This is a genomic window from Kribbella voronezhensis, assembly GCF_004365175.1.
Classification (GTDB): Bacteria; Actinomycetota; Actinomycetes; order Propionibacteriales; family Kribbellaceae; genus Kribbella; species Kribbella voronezhensis.
The window spans coordinates 3,664,820-3,679,211 of sequence record NZ_SOCE01000001.1 but is presented as its reverse complement, the minus strand read 5'-3'; the positions used below and the strand labels follow the sequence as shown (position 1 = coordinate 3,679,211).

At 66.7% G+C, this 14,392-nt stretch carries 14 protein-coding genes; 7 read left to right on the top strand and 7 right to left on the bottom strand.

The window, feature by feature from the left end:
- Window positions 1-76: 76 nt before the first annotated feature.
- Genes yidC through rpmH form a run of 4 tightly spaced genes read right to left on the bottom strand, consistent with a single transcriptional unit; the run spans window position 77 to window position 2,148 of the window.
- A complete protein-coding gene (gene yidC / locus EV138_RS16945) occupies window positions 77-1,309 on the bottom strand; it encodes a membrane protein insertase YidC (protein WP_133979877.1) in 1,233 nt (410 codons plus the stop codon).
- Window positions 1,310-1,618 carry a membrane protein insertion efficiency factor YidD gene (gene yidD / locus EV138_RS16940; RefSeq protein ID WP_133979876.1) on the bottom strand — a complete coding sequence of 103 codons (309 nt, stop codon included), beginning with the start codon at window positions 1,616-1,618 and terminating at the stop codon, window positions 1,310-1,312.
- Window positions 1,615-1,971 carry a ribonuclease P protein component gene (rnpA, locus tag EV138_RS16935; protein ID WP_133979875.1) on the bottom strand — a complete coding sequence of 119 codons (357 nt, stop codon included), beginning with the start codon at window positions 1,969-1,971 and terminating at the stop codon, window positions 1,615-1,617. The genes yidD and rnpA overlap by 4 nt, the downstream gene beginning before the upstream one ends.
- A 39-nt stretch (window positions 1,972-2,010) precedes the next feature.
- A complete protein-coding gene (rpmH, locus tag EV138_RS16930) occupies window positions 2,011-2,148 on the bottom strand; it encodes a 50S ribosomal protein L34 (protein WP_133979874.1) in 138 nt (45 codons plus the stop codon).
- A gap of 661 nt (window positions 2,149-2,809) precedes the next feature.
- Between rpmH and dnaA the strand changes: the two genes are divergently transcribed.
- The 6 genes from dnaA to EV138_RS16900 all read left to right on the top strand — a co-directional run bounded on the left by dnaA (window position 2,810) and on the right by EV138_RS16900 (window position 10,230).
- On the top strand, window positions 2,810-4,387 hold the full coding sequence (gene dnaA, locus EV138_RS16925; protein WP_133981955.1) for a chromosomal replication initiator protein DnaA: 1,578 nt from the start codon (window positions 2,810-2,812) through the stop codon (window positions 4,385-4,387).
- 508 nt (window positions 4,388-4,895) lie between these two features.
- Window positions 4,896-6,041, top strand: coding sequence for a DNA polymerase III subunit beta (gene dnaN, locus EV138_RS16920; RefSeq protein ID WP_133979873.1), 1,146 nt, complete (start codon window positions 4,896-4,898; stop codon window positions 6,039-6,041).
- A gap of 35 nt (window positions 6,042-6,076) precedes the next feature.
- Window positions 6,077-6,994, top strand: a complete 918-nt coding sequence (gene gnd, locus EV138_RS16915) for a phosphogluconate dehydrogenase (NAD(+)-dependent, decarboxylating) (RefSeq protein ID WP_133979872.1) — start codon at window positions 6,077-6,079, stop codon at window positions 6,992-6,994.
- A gap of 31 nt (window positions 6,995-7,025) precedes the next feature.
- Entirely contained in the window at window positions 7,026-8,165 is a 1,140-nt protein-coding gene (gene recF / locus EV138_RS16910) for a DNA replication/repair protein RecF (protein WP_133979871.1), read from the top strand.
- Window positions 8,158-8,841, top strand: coding sequence for a DciA family protein (locus EV138_RS16905; RefSeq protein ID WP_439648990.1), 684 nt, complete (start codon window positions 8,158-8,160; stop codon window positions 8,839-8,841). The genes recF and EV138_RS16905 overlap by 8 nt, the downstream gene beginning before the upstream one ends.
- A 57-nt stretch (window positions 8,842-8,898) precedes the next feature.
- A complete protein-coding gene (locus tag EV138_RS16900) occupies window positions 8,899-10,230 on the top strand; it encodes a hypothetical protein (RefSeq protein WP_133979870.1) in 1,332 nt (443 codons plus the stop codon).
- 4 nt (window positions 10,231-10,234) lie between these two features.
- Here EV138_RS16900 and EV138_RS16895 read toward each other — a convergent pair whose 3' ends face one another.
- Genes EV138_RS16895 through EV138_RS16885 form a run of 3 tightly spaced genes read right to left on the bottom strand, consistent with a single transcriptional unit; the run spans window position 10,235 to window position 12,020 of the window.
- The gene (locus EV138_RS16895) at window positions 10,235-10,798 is read right to left on the bottom strand and encodes a hypothetical protein (protein WP_133979869.1); all 564 of its coding nucleotides are present in this window, start codon (window positions 10,796-10,798) and stop codon (window positions 10,235-10,237) included.
- Entirely contained in the window at window positions 10,795-11,391 is a 597-nt protein-coding gene (locus EV138_RS16890) for a hypothetical protein (RefSeq protein WP_133979868.1), read from the bottom strand. The genes EV138_RS16895 and EV138_RS16890 overlap by 4 nt, the downstream gene beginning before the upstream one ends.
- Entirely contained in the window at window positions 11,388-12,020 is a 633-nt protein-coding gene (locus EV138_RS16885) for a hypothetical protein (RefSeq protein WP_133979867.1), read from the bottom strand. Before EV138_RS16885 ends, EV138_RS16890 begins: the two co-directional genes overlap by 4 nt.
- A 309-nt stretch (window positions 12,021-12,329) precedes the next feature.
- On the opposite strand from EV138_RS16885, the gene gyrB reads away from it, so the two are divergent.
- Window positions 12,330-14,369 (top strand): DNA topoisomerase (ATP-hydrolyzing) subunit B, encoded by a 2,040-nt coding sequence (gene gyrB / locus EV138_RS16880; RefSeq protein ID WP_112245008.1) that lies wholly within the window; start codon window positions 12,330-12,332, stop codon window positions 14,367-14,369.
- Window positions 14,370-14,392 lie beyond the last annotated feature (23 nt).

The window sequence follows — 14,392 nt, the reverse complement described above, 5'->3', positions numbered from 1 at the left end:
CACAGTTCGAGATCCGCCCCACGGGGACCCAGGTCGTACAAAGCAGAGAAAACTCGGGGGAACCGCCCCCGACCGATCAGCTGTCGGTCTTGCGGGCGGCCGGTGATCCACCACCGGGCTTCTTCTGCGCGGCCTTCTTCTGGGCTGCCTGCCGTGCGGCGCGGGACTTCGCGGCCGGCTGACGCTTGGCGCCGGACGCGGTCTGCTTCGCCGCCGCCTTCTTGGCGGGCTGCTGGCCGTTGTTCGTCTGCTTGGTCTGACCGTTGCTGGCCGGGTCGGCCACCGGGGTGTCCGTCGGCCTGTCGGTCGACGCGGCCGTCGCGCTCGCTCCACCGGTACGCCGGTCGCTGCGGGACTGACGCTTCGGCTGCTGGCGGACGACCGGACGGGTGTCGGTGATCGTGTCGGTCGAACCCTCGCCGGCATCCGCGGGGCGGCCGGCCTTCAGGTTGTGCTCCCGCTTGCGGGCCTGCATGGCGTCGTACGCCGGGGTGCCCGGAGCCGGGTTGCGGCGGATCACGTAGAACTGCTGGCCCATCGTCCACAGGTTCGAGACGAACCAGTAGATCAGCACACCGATCGGGAAGTTGAAACCACCGATCAGGAAGAACACCGGGAAGACGTAGAGCATGATCTTCTGCATCTGCGCCGCCTGGCCCTCGAGGGCCTCCTTCGGCATGTTCTTGCGCATCAGCTGCAGCTGCGTGGTGAACATCGTCGCGGTCATCAGCAGGATGAGCACGATGGCGACGATCTTGACGTTCGACTCGCCCGGGCCGCTGGCCTTCAGGAACGTCTGCGAGATCTCCGCGCCGAAGATCTTCGCGTGCTGCAGCGACTGGACATGCGACTCCATGATGCCGCTGTGGGCCTTGCCCTTCGACGCGTAGTCGAGCACGCGGAACAGCGCCAGGAAGATCGGCGACTGGAGCAGCAGCGGCAGGCACGAGGAGAACGGGTTCGTGCCCGTCTCCTTGTACAGCTTCATCATTTCCTGACCGAGCTTCTCCCGGTCGTGGCCGTACTTCTTCTGCAGTTCCTTCATCTTCGGCTGCAGCAGCTGCATGTTCCGGCTGGAGCGGATCTGCCGTACGAAGAGCGGGATCAGCAGGGTCCGGATGACGATGGTCAGGCCGGCGATCGAGAGCGCCCAGGCCCAGCCGCTGTTCGGGTCGAAGACCTGTGACAGCAGCCAGTGCCATCCCACCAGCAGCGCCGACACCGCCCAGTACAGCGGCGTCATGACGGCGTTGAAAATGCTTACGATCCCGTCCCACAAGGCGAGTTCGGGGATGGCCAGAAGAGTCACTCAAGCACCTCGCTGCGCTGGCCCGGCGTCCACGGACGGTCCGGGCTGATTGGCGGAGACCGGGTCTCCGCGGTCGACATCTTTAGGTGGAACGGGGTCGTAGCCGCCGGGGTTCCACGGGTGGCAGCGGGCGAGTCTCCTCGCCGCCAGCCAGCTACCGCGCACCGCACCGTGACGCTCGACCGCTTCCAACGCGTAAGCAGAACAACTGGGGTAGAACCGGCACACCTGCCCGTACATCGGGCTGACGACCTTCCGGTACACCTTCAGAAAGCCGATCAACCCGTACGCGACGGGCGAGTGCTTCATCGCGCGCCCAGGACACGCTGCAGGGCGCCGTCGACATCAGCCACGAGTTCGTCGTACGACGAAGTGGCCGTCGCCGGAAGGGCCCGTACTACGGTCAGGCTGCCGGCCGGCAGGTCGCTCAACCGGGCCGCCATCACAGCACGCAGACGGCGCTGAACCCGGTTCCGCAGAACCGCGTTCCCCACCGCCTTGTTCACCACGAATCCGACGCGAGCAGGCTCGGCATCGGCCGGTCGTGGACCGGAGGGGCAGAACAGATGGACCACCACCGCGCGCCGACCAGCGCGCCGACCGGATCGGACGGCGCGACGGAAGTCGTCGGACCGGCGGAGCCGATGCGACGAGGGCAACACGGGGTGGTCACCGTCACCAGCGGGTGTCGGCCGGGCGGCTCACGCCGCCAGGCGCTGACGACCCTTGGTGCGGCGGGAGGCGAGGATCGCGCGACCCGCACGGGTACGCATCCGAAGACGGAAGCCGTGCTTCTTGTGCCGGCGACGGTTGTTCGGCTGGAACGTCCGCTTGCTCACTGGAATGACTCCGGTTACTCGAGATCAAGATGAAAGACAGATCCACTGGTAGAGCTGTCCTTGGTGCAGATCCTGCTCACCGCTCGAGAAACCCAGGGTTCCTCATGGAGCGCAGCACGAAACGGCCGGTTCAACACCGACCGATCCACGGTACGTGGCCGCCTGTGGACAGGTCAAACCAGCCGTCCCCATAGTTTTCCACAGGCCTGTGGAACAATCCCGTCGTCCACTCCCCGGCGACGGTCCGTCACGCAGTGACGGAAACCGCTACCCACGGCGACAGTCCCACCATGATCACGCTCCGACGTCTACCCGACACGCCGGAGGTTGCCCCCAATTTGCCATCCATAGCCTGTGGATGACGGCTTGAATGGCCATGGCCGGACTTGTTAGCGTCGGCCCCTCACAGCAGAGGTCCCCTCGCCAGAGGTCGGTAACCAAGTAGCTCCGCGCTTCGTTCACAACTGTGGACAAGGGTGTGGACAATGAGGAAACCGGCCGAGGAGAACAGCAACTGCAGGAGGTGGCCCCCGGGCCGCACCGGCAGGGGGTCGGGTCGAAAGGTCGCGCAGCGGTCGGGCGCTGCCACCGCAGCGAAGGATTCGGGGAGCAACGCGTGGTCGAGGACCAATCCGCCAATGCGGAAAGCAAGGCGGAAGTGATGGATCTGACCGAGGCCTGGACCCGCGTACTGGCCGGCCTGCCACCCAACCAGCGGGCCTGGCTGACGAATTCCCGGCCGGTCACGCTGCACGAGAGCACCGCGATCGTCGCCGTACCGGACGATTTCACCCGTGGTCAGCTGGAGACCCGGCTGCGTCCCGACCTGGAGCGCATCCTCACCGAGAGCTTCGGCCGCGACATCCGGATCGCCGTCACGGTCGACCCGTCGCTGGATCCCGAGCTCCGCGAGCCCGCGCCGACGCAACCCGTCGTCCAGGCGCCCGCCGTTCAGTCGGCTCCGATCCAGTCGGGTGCGCTGGCGCCGGGGCAGTCGCTGCAGCAGCCGGCGGTGTTCCAGCCCGGCCAGTCCATGCAGCCCGGCCAGCCGATGCAGCCGAGTCAGTCGATGCAGCCGGCCATGCAGCCCAACCAGCAGCACGGGATCCAGCACGCACCGGTGGACCGGATCGGCCAGCCGACGTCGGTCGCGCCGCCGCCGAACGGTTCGCCGATCCAGTCGGCGTCCGATTCACAGGGCGAGGCGCGGCTCAACCCGAAATACACGTTCGAGACCTTCGTCATCGGTAGCTCGAACCGGTTCGCGCACGCCGCGGCCGTCGCGGTCGCCGAGGCCCCGGGCAAGGCGTACAACCCGCAGTTGATCTACGGCGACTCGGGACTGGGCAAGACCCACCTGCTGCACGCGATCGGGCACTACGTCCGCAGTCTCTACACGGGTGCGCGGGTCCGGTACGTCTCCAGCGAAGAGTTCACCAACGACTTCATCAACGCGATCCGCGACGACAAGGCCGCCCAGTTCCAGCGCCGGTACCGCGACGTCGACGTACTGCTGATCGACGACATCCAGTTCCTGGAAGGCAAGATCCAGACCCAGGAAGAGTTCTTCCACACCTTCAACACGCTGCACAACGCGAACAAGCAGATCGTCATCAGCTCGGACCGGGCGCCGAAACGCCTGGAAGCGCTGGAGGACCGGCTGCGGAACCGGTTCGAGTGGGGTCTGATCACCGACATCCAGCCGCCCGACCTCGAGACCCGGATCGCGATCCTCCGCAAGAAGGCCGCGACGGAACGGCTGACGGCGCCGCCCGAGGTGCTGGAGTTCATCGCCTCGAAGGTGCAGACGAACATCCGTGAACTCGAGGGCGCGCTGATCCGGGTGACGGCGTTCGCCAGCCTGAACCGTCAGCCGGTCGATCTGTCGCTGGCCGAGATCGTGCTCAAGGACCTGATCCCCGAGGGCAGCAAGCCCGAGGTGACGGCCAGCATGATCATGGGCCAGACCGCCTCGTACTTCGGCTTGTCGATCGACGACCTCTGCGGATCCAGCCGGAGCCGGGTGCTGGTGACGGCCCGCCAGATCGCGATGTACCTGTGCCGCGAACTCACCGATCTGTCCCTGCCGAAGATCGGTCAGCAGTTCGGCGGCCGCGACCACACCACCGTGATGCACGCCGAGCGGAAGATCCGGCAGCTGATGTCGGAGCGCCGCAGCGTGTTCAACCAGGTGACCGAACTGACCAACCGGATCAAGCACCAGGCCAAGCAGCAATGACCTCGTGGACTCCGTCGGACAGCGTGTACGCCGAGCGCTACGACGCGGTCACAGCAACCACACAGGCTGGGGACAGTCCTGTGGATAACTGTGGGTATCCCGGTGGACACTCTCGTCTCGCCTGTGGATTCGCTGTGTGGAACAAATCCGTCGTCACCAGCCGTCCAGAGAACCGCCCGAGTTCGTCCACACCTCGTCCCCAGCCACTTTCGGCCTCTGACCTGCGAACTCGCGGCTTTTCCACACTATCCACCGGTGCGAAGAACCCTATGGAATCCCTAAGGAAGTCCCAGTCCACAAAAGGGTGGTGCGGCCAAACCTGGGGAAAACTCGACTTTCGGCCCCTTCCGGAGGACTGTCGGAAGGACCTGTCAGGGTGGCCTCGCGGGCTTCGGTGGCGAGGACTCGCGACCCGCCCGAACCGCCACGTCAAGCCCTGTTGGCGCACATCACACCCGTCCGTGGCAGGATCTGCCTGGCACACAGCCGAATCAGGAGGCACCCAGCGGTGAAGTTTCGCGTCGAGCGCGACGTACTGGCCGAGTCGGTGGCCTGGGCCGCGCGCAGTTTGCCCAGTCGTCCCAGCGTTCCGATCCTCGCCGGACTCCTCGTCGAGGCCGAGGAAGGGCAGATCACCCTGTCCGGATTCGACTACGAGACCTCCGTGCGGGTGACCGTTCCGGCCCAGGTGGCGGACACGGGCAAGTGCCTGATCTCCGGCCGGCTGGTCGCGGACATCTCCAAGAGCCTGCCGAACCAGCCCGTGGACATCGCTGTGGACGGCGCGAAGGCGCAAGTCACCTGCGGCACCTCGCGGTTCACGCTCCAAACGCTTCCCACAGAGGAATATCCGGCTTTGCCGGACCTTCCCGCGGCCAGCGGCACCGTTCGTAGCGACGTTTTCGCTCAGGCAGTCGCCCAGGTGGTCACCGCGGCCGGCCGTGAGGACACGCTGCCCGTGCTCACCGGCGTACGGGTCGAGATCGAGGGCTCCACGATCTCGCTGCTCGCGACCGACCGCTACCGGTTGGCGATTCGCGAGCTCGAATGGAGCCCGCAGTCCCCGGATGCCTCTGCAGCAGCCCTTATCCCGGCCAGAGTGCTGTCGGAAACCGCGAAAGCGATGACCGGGACCGACATCATCGTCTCCCTGGCCGCTCCGGGAACCGGTGACGGCATCGTCGGCTTCGAAGGCCAGGTCTCCGGCGGCAACCGGCGCGCGACCACCCGGTTGCTCGACGGCGAGTTCCCCAAGGTTCGCGGCATCATCCCGACCGACGCGGCGATCGCGACCCGGGTCCGGATCGACACCGCGACCCTGGTCGAGGCGGTGAAGCGGGTCGCGCTGGTGGCCGAGCGGAACGCGCCGGTCCGGCTGACGTTCTCCGAGGACACCGTCACGCTCGACGCCGGCAGTGGCGACGAGGCGCAGGCGTCGGAATCGATCGAGGCGCGCGTGGTCGGTGAGCCGGTTACCGTGGGTTTCAACCCGACGTACCTGCTGGACGGTCTGAACGCGATCGGCACCTCGGTCGCGCACCTGGCCTTCACGCAGGCGACGAAGCCGGCCGAACTGACCGGCGTGAAGGACTTCGACGGCGAACCGATCAGTGAGTTCCGGTACGTGCTGATGCCGGTCCGCCTGAACAGCTGACACCTCGCGACGCCAACAGAACAAGGGGATTCACGATGGAGCTCGGCCTTGTCGGTCTCGGCCGGATGGGCGGCAACATGCGCGAGCGGATTCGCGGCGCAGGCCTGACCGTTGTCGGTTTCGACCACAATCAGGACATCTCCGATGCCACCGACCTCGCCGACATGGTCGGCAAGCTGACGGCGACGGACCAGCCGAAGGTCGTCTGGGTGATGGTGCCGGTGCAGGCCATCGACCCGGTGCTGACCGAGCTGGCGGAGTTGCTGTCCGAGGGCGACATCGTGATCGACGGCGGCAACAGCCGCTGGACCGATGACATCCGCCGGTCCGAACTGCTGTCGCACAAGGGCATCAAGTTCGTCGACTGCGGTGTGTCCGGCGGAGTCTGGGGTCTGGAGAACGGCTACGCGCTGATGTGCGGCGGTGACGACGACATCATCGAAACCCTGATGCCGATCTTCACCGCGCTCAAGCCCGAGGGCGAGTTCGGTTTCGTGCACGCCGGCAAGGTCGGCGCCGGCCACTTCGCCAAAATGGTCCACAACGGCATCGAGTACGCGATCATGCAGGCGTACGCCGAAGGTTTCGAGCTGCTCGAGGCCGCCGAGATCGTGCAGAACGTGCCGGACACGTTCGACTCCTGGCGCGAGGGCACCGTGATCCGGTCCTGGCTGCTCGACCTGATGGTGAACGCGCTGAAGGAAGACACCCACCTGGACAAGATCCGCGGGTACGCCGACGACTCGGGCGAGGGTCGCTGGACCGTGGAGGCCGCGATCGACCACGCCGTACCGGTGCCGGCCATCGCCGCGTCGTTGTTCGCCCGGTTCGCGTCGCGGCAGGAGGACTCCCCCGCGATGAAGGCGATCGCGGCGATGCGCAACCAGTTCGGTGGCCACGCGGTGAAGGGTGCCGAGGACCCGTCGTACGCGACGCCGCCGATCAAGCACTGAGCCTGAGGATCCGTCCAGCAGAGGAATTCCCGTGTTTGTGACGGCTCTTGGGTTGCTCGACTTCCGGTCCTACCCCCAGGTGGAGGTCCAGCTCACCCCTGGGGTGACCGCTTTCGTCGGGCCGAACGGCCAGGGCAAGACCAACCTGGTCGAGGCGATCCACTACACCGCGACGCTCGGTTCGCACCGGGTGGCGAACGACGCGCCACTCGTGCGAGCCGGCGCCGCCCGGGCGATCGTGCGGACCGAGATCCACAGCGATCACGATCGCGACCTGGTCGTCGAGCTGGAAATCAATCCTGGGAGGGCAAATCGGGCCCGGGTGAACCGTTCGCCGGTACCGCGACCGCGGGAAGTGCTGGGTCTGCTCCGGACCGTGTTGTTCGCACCCGAGGATCTCGCCCTGGTGAAGGGGGATCCGTCCGAGCGCCGCCGCTTCCTGGACGAGTTGCTCACGCTTCGGACACCCCGGATGGCCGGCGTCCGGCAGGATTACGACCGCGTTCTCAAGCAACGCAACTCGCTGCTGCGCAGTGCCCAGCAGGCCCGTCGGCAGAACCGGTCGAGTGCCGCCGAGGCGCAGTTGCGGACTCTGGAAGTGTGGGATTCCAACCTCGCCCGGGCCGGCTCGGAATTGCTCGCGACCAGGCTGGAGTTGCTGGAATCCCTTCGTCCGTTGGTGTCCAGCGCCTACGATGCCGTTGCCCGAGGCAAGGGAGACGCACGGCTGGAGTACAAGTCGTCGGTCCCGCTCGAGCCCGGAGTCACGAGTCGCGAGCAGTTGGCCGCAGTACTTCTCGACGAAGTGCACCAGCGTCGCCAGGACGAGCTCGATCGTGGTGTCTCGCTGGTCGGGCCGCACCGCGACGATGTCGTGCTCGGGCTCGGTGACTTGCCTGCCAAGGGGTATGCGAGTCACGGTGAGTCCTGGTCGTTCGCGCTCGCGCTGCGACTGGCGTCGTACGAACTGCTCAAGGCGGACGGGGGTGAGCCGGTGCTGATCCTGGACGACGTGTTCGCCGAGCTCGACACCTCGCGCCGCGACCGCCTCGCCGAACTGGTCGCGCCCGCCGAACAGGTACTGGTGACCGCTGCCGTCGGGGCCGATGTGCCGCTCGAGCTGAGTGGCGCCCGCTTCGACGTGGGCGACGGGACCGTACTCCGTGCCTGACGGCGGCGACCTTCGTCCTGATGCGGACCCGGTTGGCGGGTTCGGGATGCAGCCGCTGCCCGAGCGACCGGAGCCACAAGCCCGCGCCGAACCCGCCAGAAGTGGCTCAGAACCCCGGAATTCCTCTGAGAGCGGCTTCGAGAGCGAGGCCGGGCAGGACGCGGAACCGGCGAAACCGGAGCACGACAAGCAGGGTCTCGACCTGGCGAAGGCACTGGCGGGCCGGCTCAAAGGGATGAGCCCGGTGAAGCCGGTCAAGAAGGCGCGCCGGCGACGGCCGGGGTACGGCTCGCAGGTCAGTGGATCGCGACCGGACGACCGCGACCCCCAGCTCCTCACGAACACGCTCGGCCGGCTGATGCGCGACCAGGGCTGGGAGGTCGACGTCGCCGTACACGGCGTGATGGCCCGCTGGCCGTCGATCGTCGGCCCCGAGATGGCCTCGCACTGCAAGCCGGAGAGCTACACCGATACCGAGCTCACCGTCCGTACCGACTCGACCGCCTGGGCGACCCAGGTCCGGCTGCTCGCCCCCGATCTCGTCCGCCGCCTGAACGCCGAACTCGGCGACGGCACGGTCACCAGGGTCAAGGTCGAAGGCCCCAACGCCCCCAGTTGGCGTAAGGGCCCGCGCACCGTCCGTGGCGGCCGGGGCCCCCGCGACACCTACGGCTGAGCTCGGTAACCGCTCCGCTTGTGGTGAGGACCCACGGCTCCCCTAGGATCGGGCGCGATGCGCACGATCGTGGACGGCCTTCGCGAAATGGTCCAGTTGATCACCGATGCCTTCCGGCTCTGGTGGCGCAACCTGCTGCCCATGGTGACCTGGTTCCTGGCCGGCTACATCGGCTTCATGGCCTCCATCGACGCGGCGGTCTGGCTGGCCGAACACCAGCACTCGAGCCTGGGCGTCGGCGTCTTCTCGGCCGGCGTACTGGTCCAGATCGCGGCGACCGTGGGGATGATCCGCACCTGCGCCACTTCGCTCTACCGCTGGCGCGACGCCGCCAGCAACAAGGCCGAAGAGACCTCGGACCCGACGCAGCAGAACCTGATGGAACTGCTGGCCCTGACCTTGCTTCCGCTGGTCGCGGTCTGGTCGGCCTGGGGGTTCCTGGACGAGCGGATCGGCACGCTCGGCACGTACAACCAGATCATCCGCGGTACCCAGCCCGGCTCGCAGTTCTTCCAGCTCGGCAGCGGGCACTGGAAGAGCTACCTGCCGGCCATCGTGACCTTGCTGGTGATCCGCCGGGTCGTCGAGGCAGTCGACGACCGCTGGCCCAGCCGGCCGGTCAAGTTCGCCCAGGTCTGGGCCGAAGCGTTCTTCCTGCTGCTGACGGTCGTCGTCACGCCGTTCGCGGTCGAGGATTTCAAGGACTGGTTCGGCGACCGCAACTTCTGGTACTTCTCGGTGGATTGGTGGAGTGGGATGAAGGACTGGTTCGCCGGCATCCACGTCCCGATTCCGGCCGGCATCGAGTTCCTCTGGGGCATCTTCTGGGACACCCTCTGGCCGCTGTTCAAGGAGGGCGTCGGCGAACCGCTGACCTGGCTGGCGATCACCACCGTCGTCTTCGGTCACCGGGTGCTGTCCGGCGGCGGGGTCTTCCGCGGTACCCGGCTGGAGCGCCGGCTCGGCGGCCACGCCGAAGAGGTCAAGCCGCAGGGCCGCTTGGTCGCCTGGACCAATCAGGCACCGAACCTCGTGCTGGGCGGACTCCGGGAGAAGTTCTACCCGACGCTGAACGCCTTCCGCCTGCTCGTCCGCGTCGGCCCGGTCTTCCTCGGCGTCGTGTGTTTCGTCTACACGCTGTGGAAGCTCGCCCGCGACTGGGTGCTGGTCGGGATGGAACGCCTGATCGGCGTCCACGGCCTGCACTGGGGCATGATGACGACGGATATCGCCACGGGGATCCGGGACCTGGTCTTCGACACCTTGCAGATCGCCTTGCTGGCGGCCGCCTTCGACCTGTGCATCTCCGTCGGGGCGGAGCGCCGGGCGGAGGCAGACGCGAAGAAGGCCGAGACGGCCGAGCGAGAAGCTCAGCTGGTCGAGGCCTGATCGCTCACCAGGTCAGCAGGACCCGCCGCAGTACTTCGTAGTTGGCGTCCTCCACCTGGATACCGACCAGATGCGGCACGGCAGACGCCGGTACGACGTACACCTGGGCGATCCGGCCGGTCTGGTTCCGCTTGATCGGCCGGTCGTCGTCACCGCAGTAGGTGGCCAGGTCCAGGCCGAAGACGCTGGTGTCCGCCCAGACGTTGCCGCGGTCGTCCCGCAGTTTCGCCTCGCAACTGAAGCTACCGTCGTCCATCTTCAGCCCGTCGAGCGGTGTCACCGACACCTTCACCAAGATGATCACCGAACCGGCCGGGTGATCCATCGTGACCTCTTTCTTGTCCTCGTCGACGAGCCTCGTGTAGGCCTGCATCGAGTCGAGTTGCCAGCGGACCTTGGCGACCTCGACCGGTCCGTGGCCGACCACCTCGGTGACCGCGCCCTCCCGGTAAACCCGCTCGGCGTCGCCGAGGTAGTTGCTCACCGTCAGGTAGGCGGCGATGCCCAGAAGCGTGAGCAGCAACGAGATCTGGCCGATCCAACGGTAGGCGCGGGTCGAGAGATTCATGAGTCCACCCTGGTCGAGCGTTCGGGCAGGACGTACTGGTCGGCTGCCTTGTCCACCAACTGCTTGGCGACCTCGTCGTTCGGGATGGCCAGGTCGACGGCGATGTCGCGAGCCGGTACGCCGGTGAAGAACTGTGTAGTGCGCAGTTTGAAGGTCAGTCCCTTGAGATCGTTCGTATTGACCTCGAAGAGGAAGGCACCGGACTCGGTGAAACCGGGCTGCGGAAACATGATGCCACTCGAGGTGTTCTCGGCGACCGACTCGTAGACGTTGCCGTCGTCCGCGGTCAACGTGACCTCGTTGCTGCCGGGGTCCTTCGTGCCGCGGTACGCCTCGTATTCGACGGCGACGAAGATCCCGTCGGTCTCGATCGGTTTGTCGTCGTTCTCGTCGGCGAGGAAGGTCTTGGCGAACCGCATCCTGGTCACCGTGACGGCCGAGTCGCCGTACTGGATCTTCTGGCCGATGGTGCCGTGGGCGGTCACCCGGGTGGAGTCCTCGTAGACCTGGTCGGTGTCCCCCAGCCGGGCCAGTCCGCCGAGCAGCACGAACAGGACGCCGACGAGGACGGTGGCGGGACGGTAGAGCTTCACTTGTCCTTCTTCTCCGTCTTGATCGTCGTCTCGAGCTGGACGACGGCGGTCGGCTCCTCGTTGTGCCAGTAGGGCTTGTCGGACAACCCCAGCAAGGCGTTGTCCGACTCCCACTTCTCGCCGAACACGCCGATCTCGGCGATCTTGTCCGCGAAGTCGTTCGGCACCTTGAACTCCGTCGTACAGGGAACTGCGGGCAGCCCGTAGACGAGCTTGTAGTTCAGCTGGCTGCGGCAGGTCGCGCCGTTCGACTCGATGAAGTCGGAGTGGTCGGCAGGCACCAGTCGCAGCAGGCCGCCGGACAGCGACTCGGTCTCCTGGCTCTCGGTGTCCATGTTCTTCAGGTCGAAGCTCACCACGAGCTTGGAGGCCGCCGGCTCGTACGTCGTCTTCGGGGTCCGGACGATGACCGCCGAGGTGAAGCCGAACTCGTACCGGCCGGCGGTCAGCGTGACCGGTGCCTTGAGGGTGTCGACCTTGCGGCCCTTCTTCTCCTTCCAGCCGCCGGTAACGAAGATGACCAGCGCCAGGACGAGGACCGCGGCGATCGCGATCAGCCATTTGCGGCGGTGACGGTGGATCACCCGATCGGCGATCATGGCGTCGATGACGTCGTCCAGACTTTCCACGGCCATGATCCTAAGCGCCGGTGGGTGCGGGGTGCCGGGTCTCGGCACCGAGACGGTCAGGGGCGATCCGATCAGAAGCCACTGAATGCCGTGAGCGCTTTCGGAGCCCCCACCCTGCGTGGGGGGACATGGGCGGGAGTCCGAAAATACGCCCTGACCCGAGTTTCGTCCGCCTGGTGGCAGGTTCTGCTTCGGTCGACGGGTAGGATGGGTCTGTTGAAGTAGCCGCCGGTGCTGGTCTCACAGTACGGCGGCTCGTACTGTGATTCGATGCCCCGCGCAGGTGGGGTCCGAGGAGGACAACAGCCGGTGATCGACGAGCCGACCGAGATCGACGAAACAACGTCCGCAGACAGCACCGGCATCGAAGAAGCACCCCTCACCGAGATCACCAGATCGGCCGTCGACCGCGAATACGACGCCAGCGCGATCCAGGTCCTCGAGGGCCTCGACGCGGTCCGCAAGCGCCCCGGGATGTACATCGGGTCCACCGGTGAGCGCGGTCTGCACCACCTTGTCTACGAGGTCGTCGACAACGCGGTGGACGAGGCGCTGGCCGGGTTCTGCGACAAGATCGTCGTCACCCTGCTGGCCGACGGCGGTGTCCGCGTCGTCGACAACGGCCGTGGCATCCCGGTCGGCATCGTCGAGTCCGAGGGCAAGCCGGCCGTCACCGTGGTACTGACTGTTCTGCACGCCGGCGGCAAGTTCGGCGGCGGCGGATACAAGGTGTCCGGTGGACTGCACGGCGTCGGCGTCTCCGTCGTGAACGCGCTGTCCAGCCGCCTGCAGGTCGACGTCAGCACCGGCGGCAAGGCCTATACCCAGTCGTTCACGATCGGCGTCCCGGACGCCGACCTGGCCGAGGTCGGTACGTCGGACAGCACCGGCACCACGATCACTTTCTGGCCGAGCCCGGACGTCTTCGAAACGACGGTCTACTCGTACGAGACGTTGTCCACCCGCTTCCGCGAGTACGCCTTCCTGAACAAAGGCCTGGAGCTCGTCATCCGCGACGAGCGCCCGGACCACACCGAGGACGGCAACCCGGTCGAGCAGTCGTTCAAGTACGACGACGGCCTGATCGACTACGTGAAGTACCTGACCGGCATCCGCGAGACCGTGCACCGCGACGTGATCGCCTTCGAGGCGGCCACCGGTGAGGACTCGCTCAGCCTCGAGGTCGCGATGCAGTGGAGCGGCTCGTTCCAGGAGTCCGTGCACACCTTCGCGAACGCGATCAACACGCACGAGGGCGGGACGCACGAAGAGGGCTTCCGGTCCGCGCTCACCTCGCTGGTCAACTCGTTCGGCGAGGACCAGGGGATGATCAAGAAGAAAGAGGACAGGCTCACCGGTGACGACATCCGGGAAGGCCTGACCGCGATCATCTCGGTCAAGCTGGCCGAGCCGCAGTTCGAGGGCCAGACGAAGACCAAGCTCGGCAACACCGAGGTGAAGGGCTTCGTCCAGCGGGTCGTCAACGACCGGCTCGGCGCCTGGTTCGAGCAGAACCCGGCCGAGGGCCGCGAGATCATCCGCAAGGCCACCGCGGCCGCGAGCGCCCGGATCGCCGCCCGCAAGGCGCGCGACCTGGCCCGCAACCGCAAGGGGTTGCTCGGTGGCGGCGGTCTGCCGGGCAAGCTGTCCGACTGCCAGTCGACGAACCCCGAGGAGTGCGAGGTCTACATCGTCGAGGGTGACTCGGCCGGTGGCTCCGCGAAGGGTGGCCGCGACCCGAAGTTCCAGGCCATCCTGCCGATCCGGGGCAAGATCCTGAACGTGGAGAAGGCCCGGATCGACAAGGTCCTGCAGAACAACGAGGTCCAGGCGATCATCTCCGCCCTGGGCACCGGTATCCACGAGGACTTCGACGAAGAGAAGCTCCGGTACCACAAGATCGTGATCATGGCCGACGCCGACGTCGACGGCCAGCACATCCGGACCCTGCTGCTCACGCTGCTGTTCCGCTTCATGCGCCCGCTGATCGAGCGCGGTCACGTGTACGCCGCGCAGCCGCCGCTGTACAAGATCCGCTGGAGCAACAGCGCGCACGAGCTCGCCTACACCGAGCGCGAGAAGGACGGCCTGATGGCGGCCGGCGCCGAGGCGGGCAAGAAGCTGCCCAAGGAGAACGGCACCCAGCGCTACAAGGGTCTGGGTGAGATGAACGCGCAGGAGCTGTGGGAGACCACGATGGACCCGGCCAACCGGGTGCTGCTGCAGATCACTTTGGACGACGCCGCCCGCGCCGACGAGACCTTCGCGACCCTGATGGGCGACGACATCGAGGCCCGCCGGAACTTCATCCAGCGCAACGCCAAGGACGTCCGGTTCCTTGACATCTGAGTGCCGCGGCCCCGCCTCCGGTG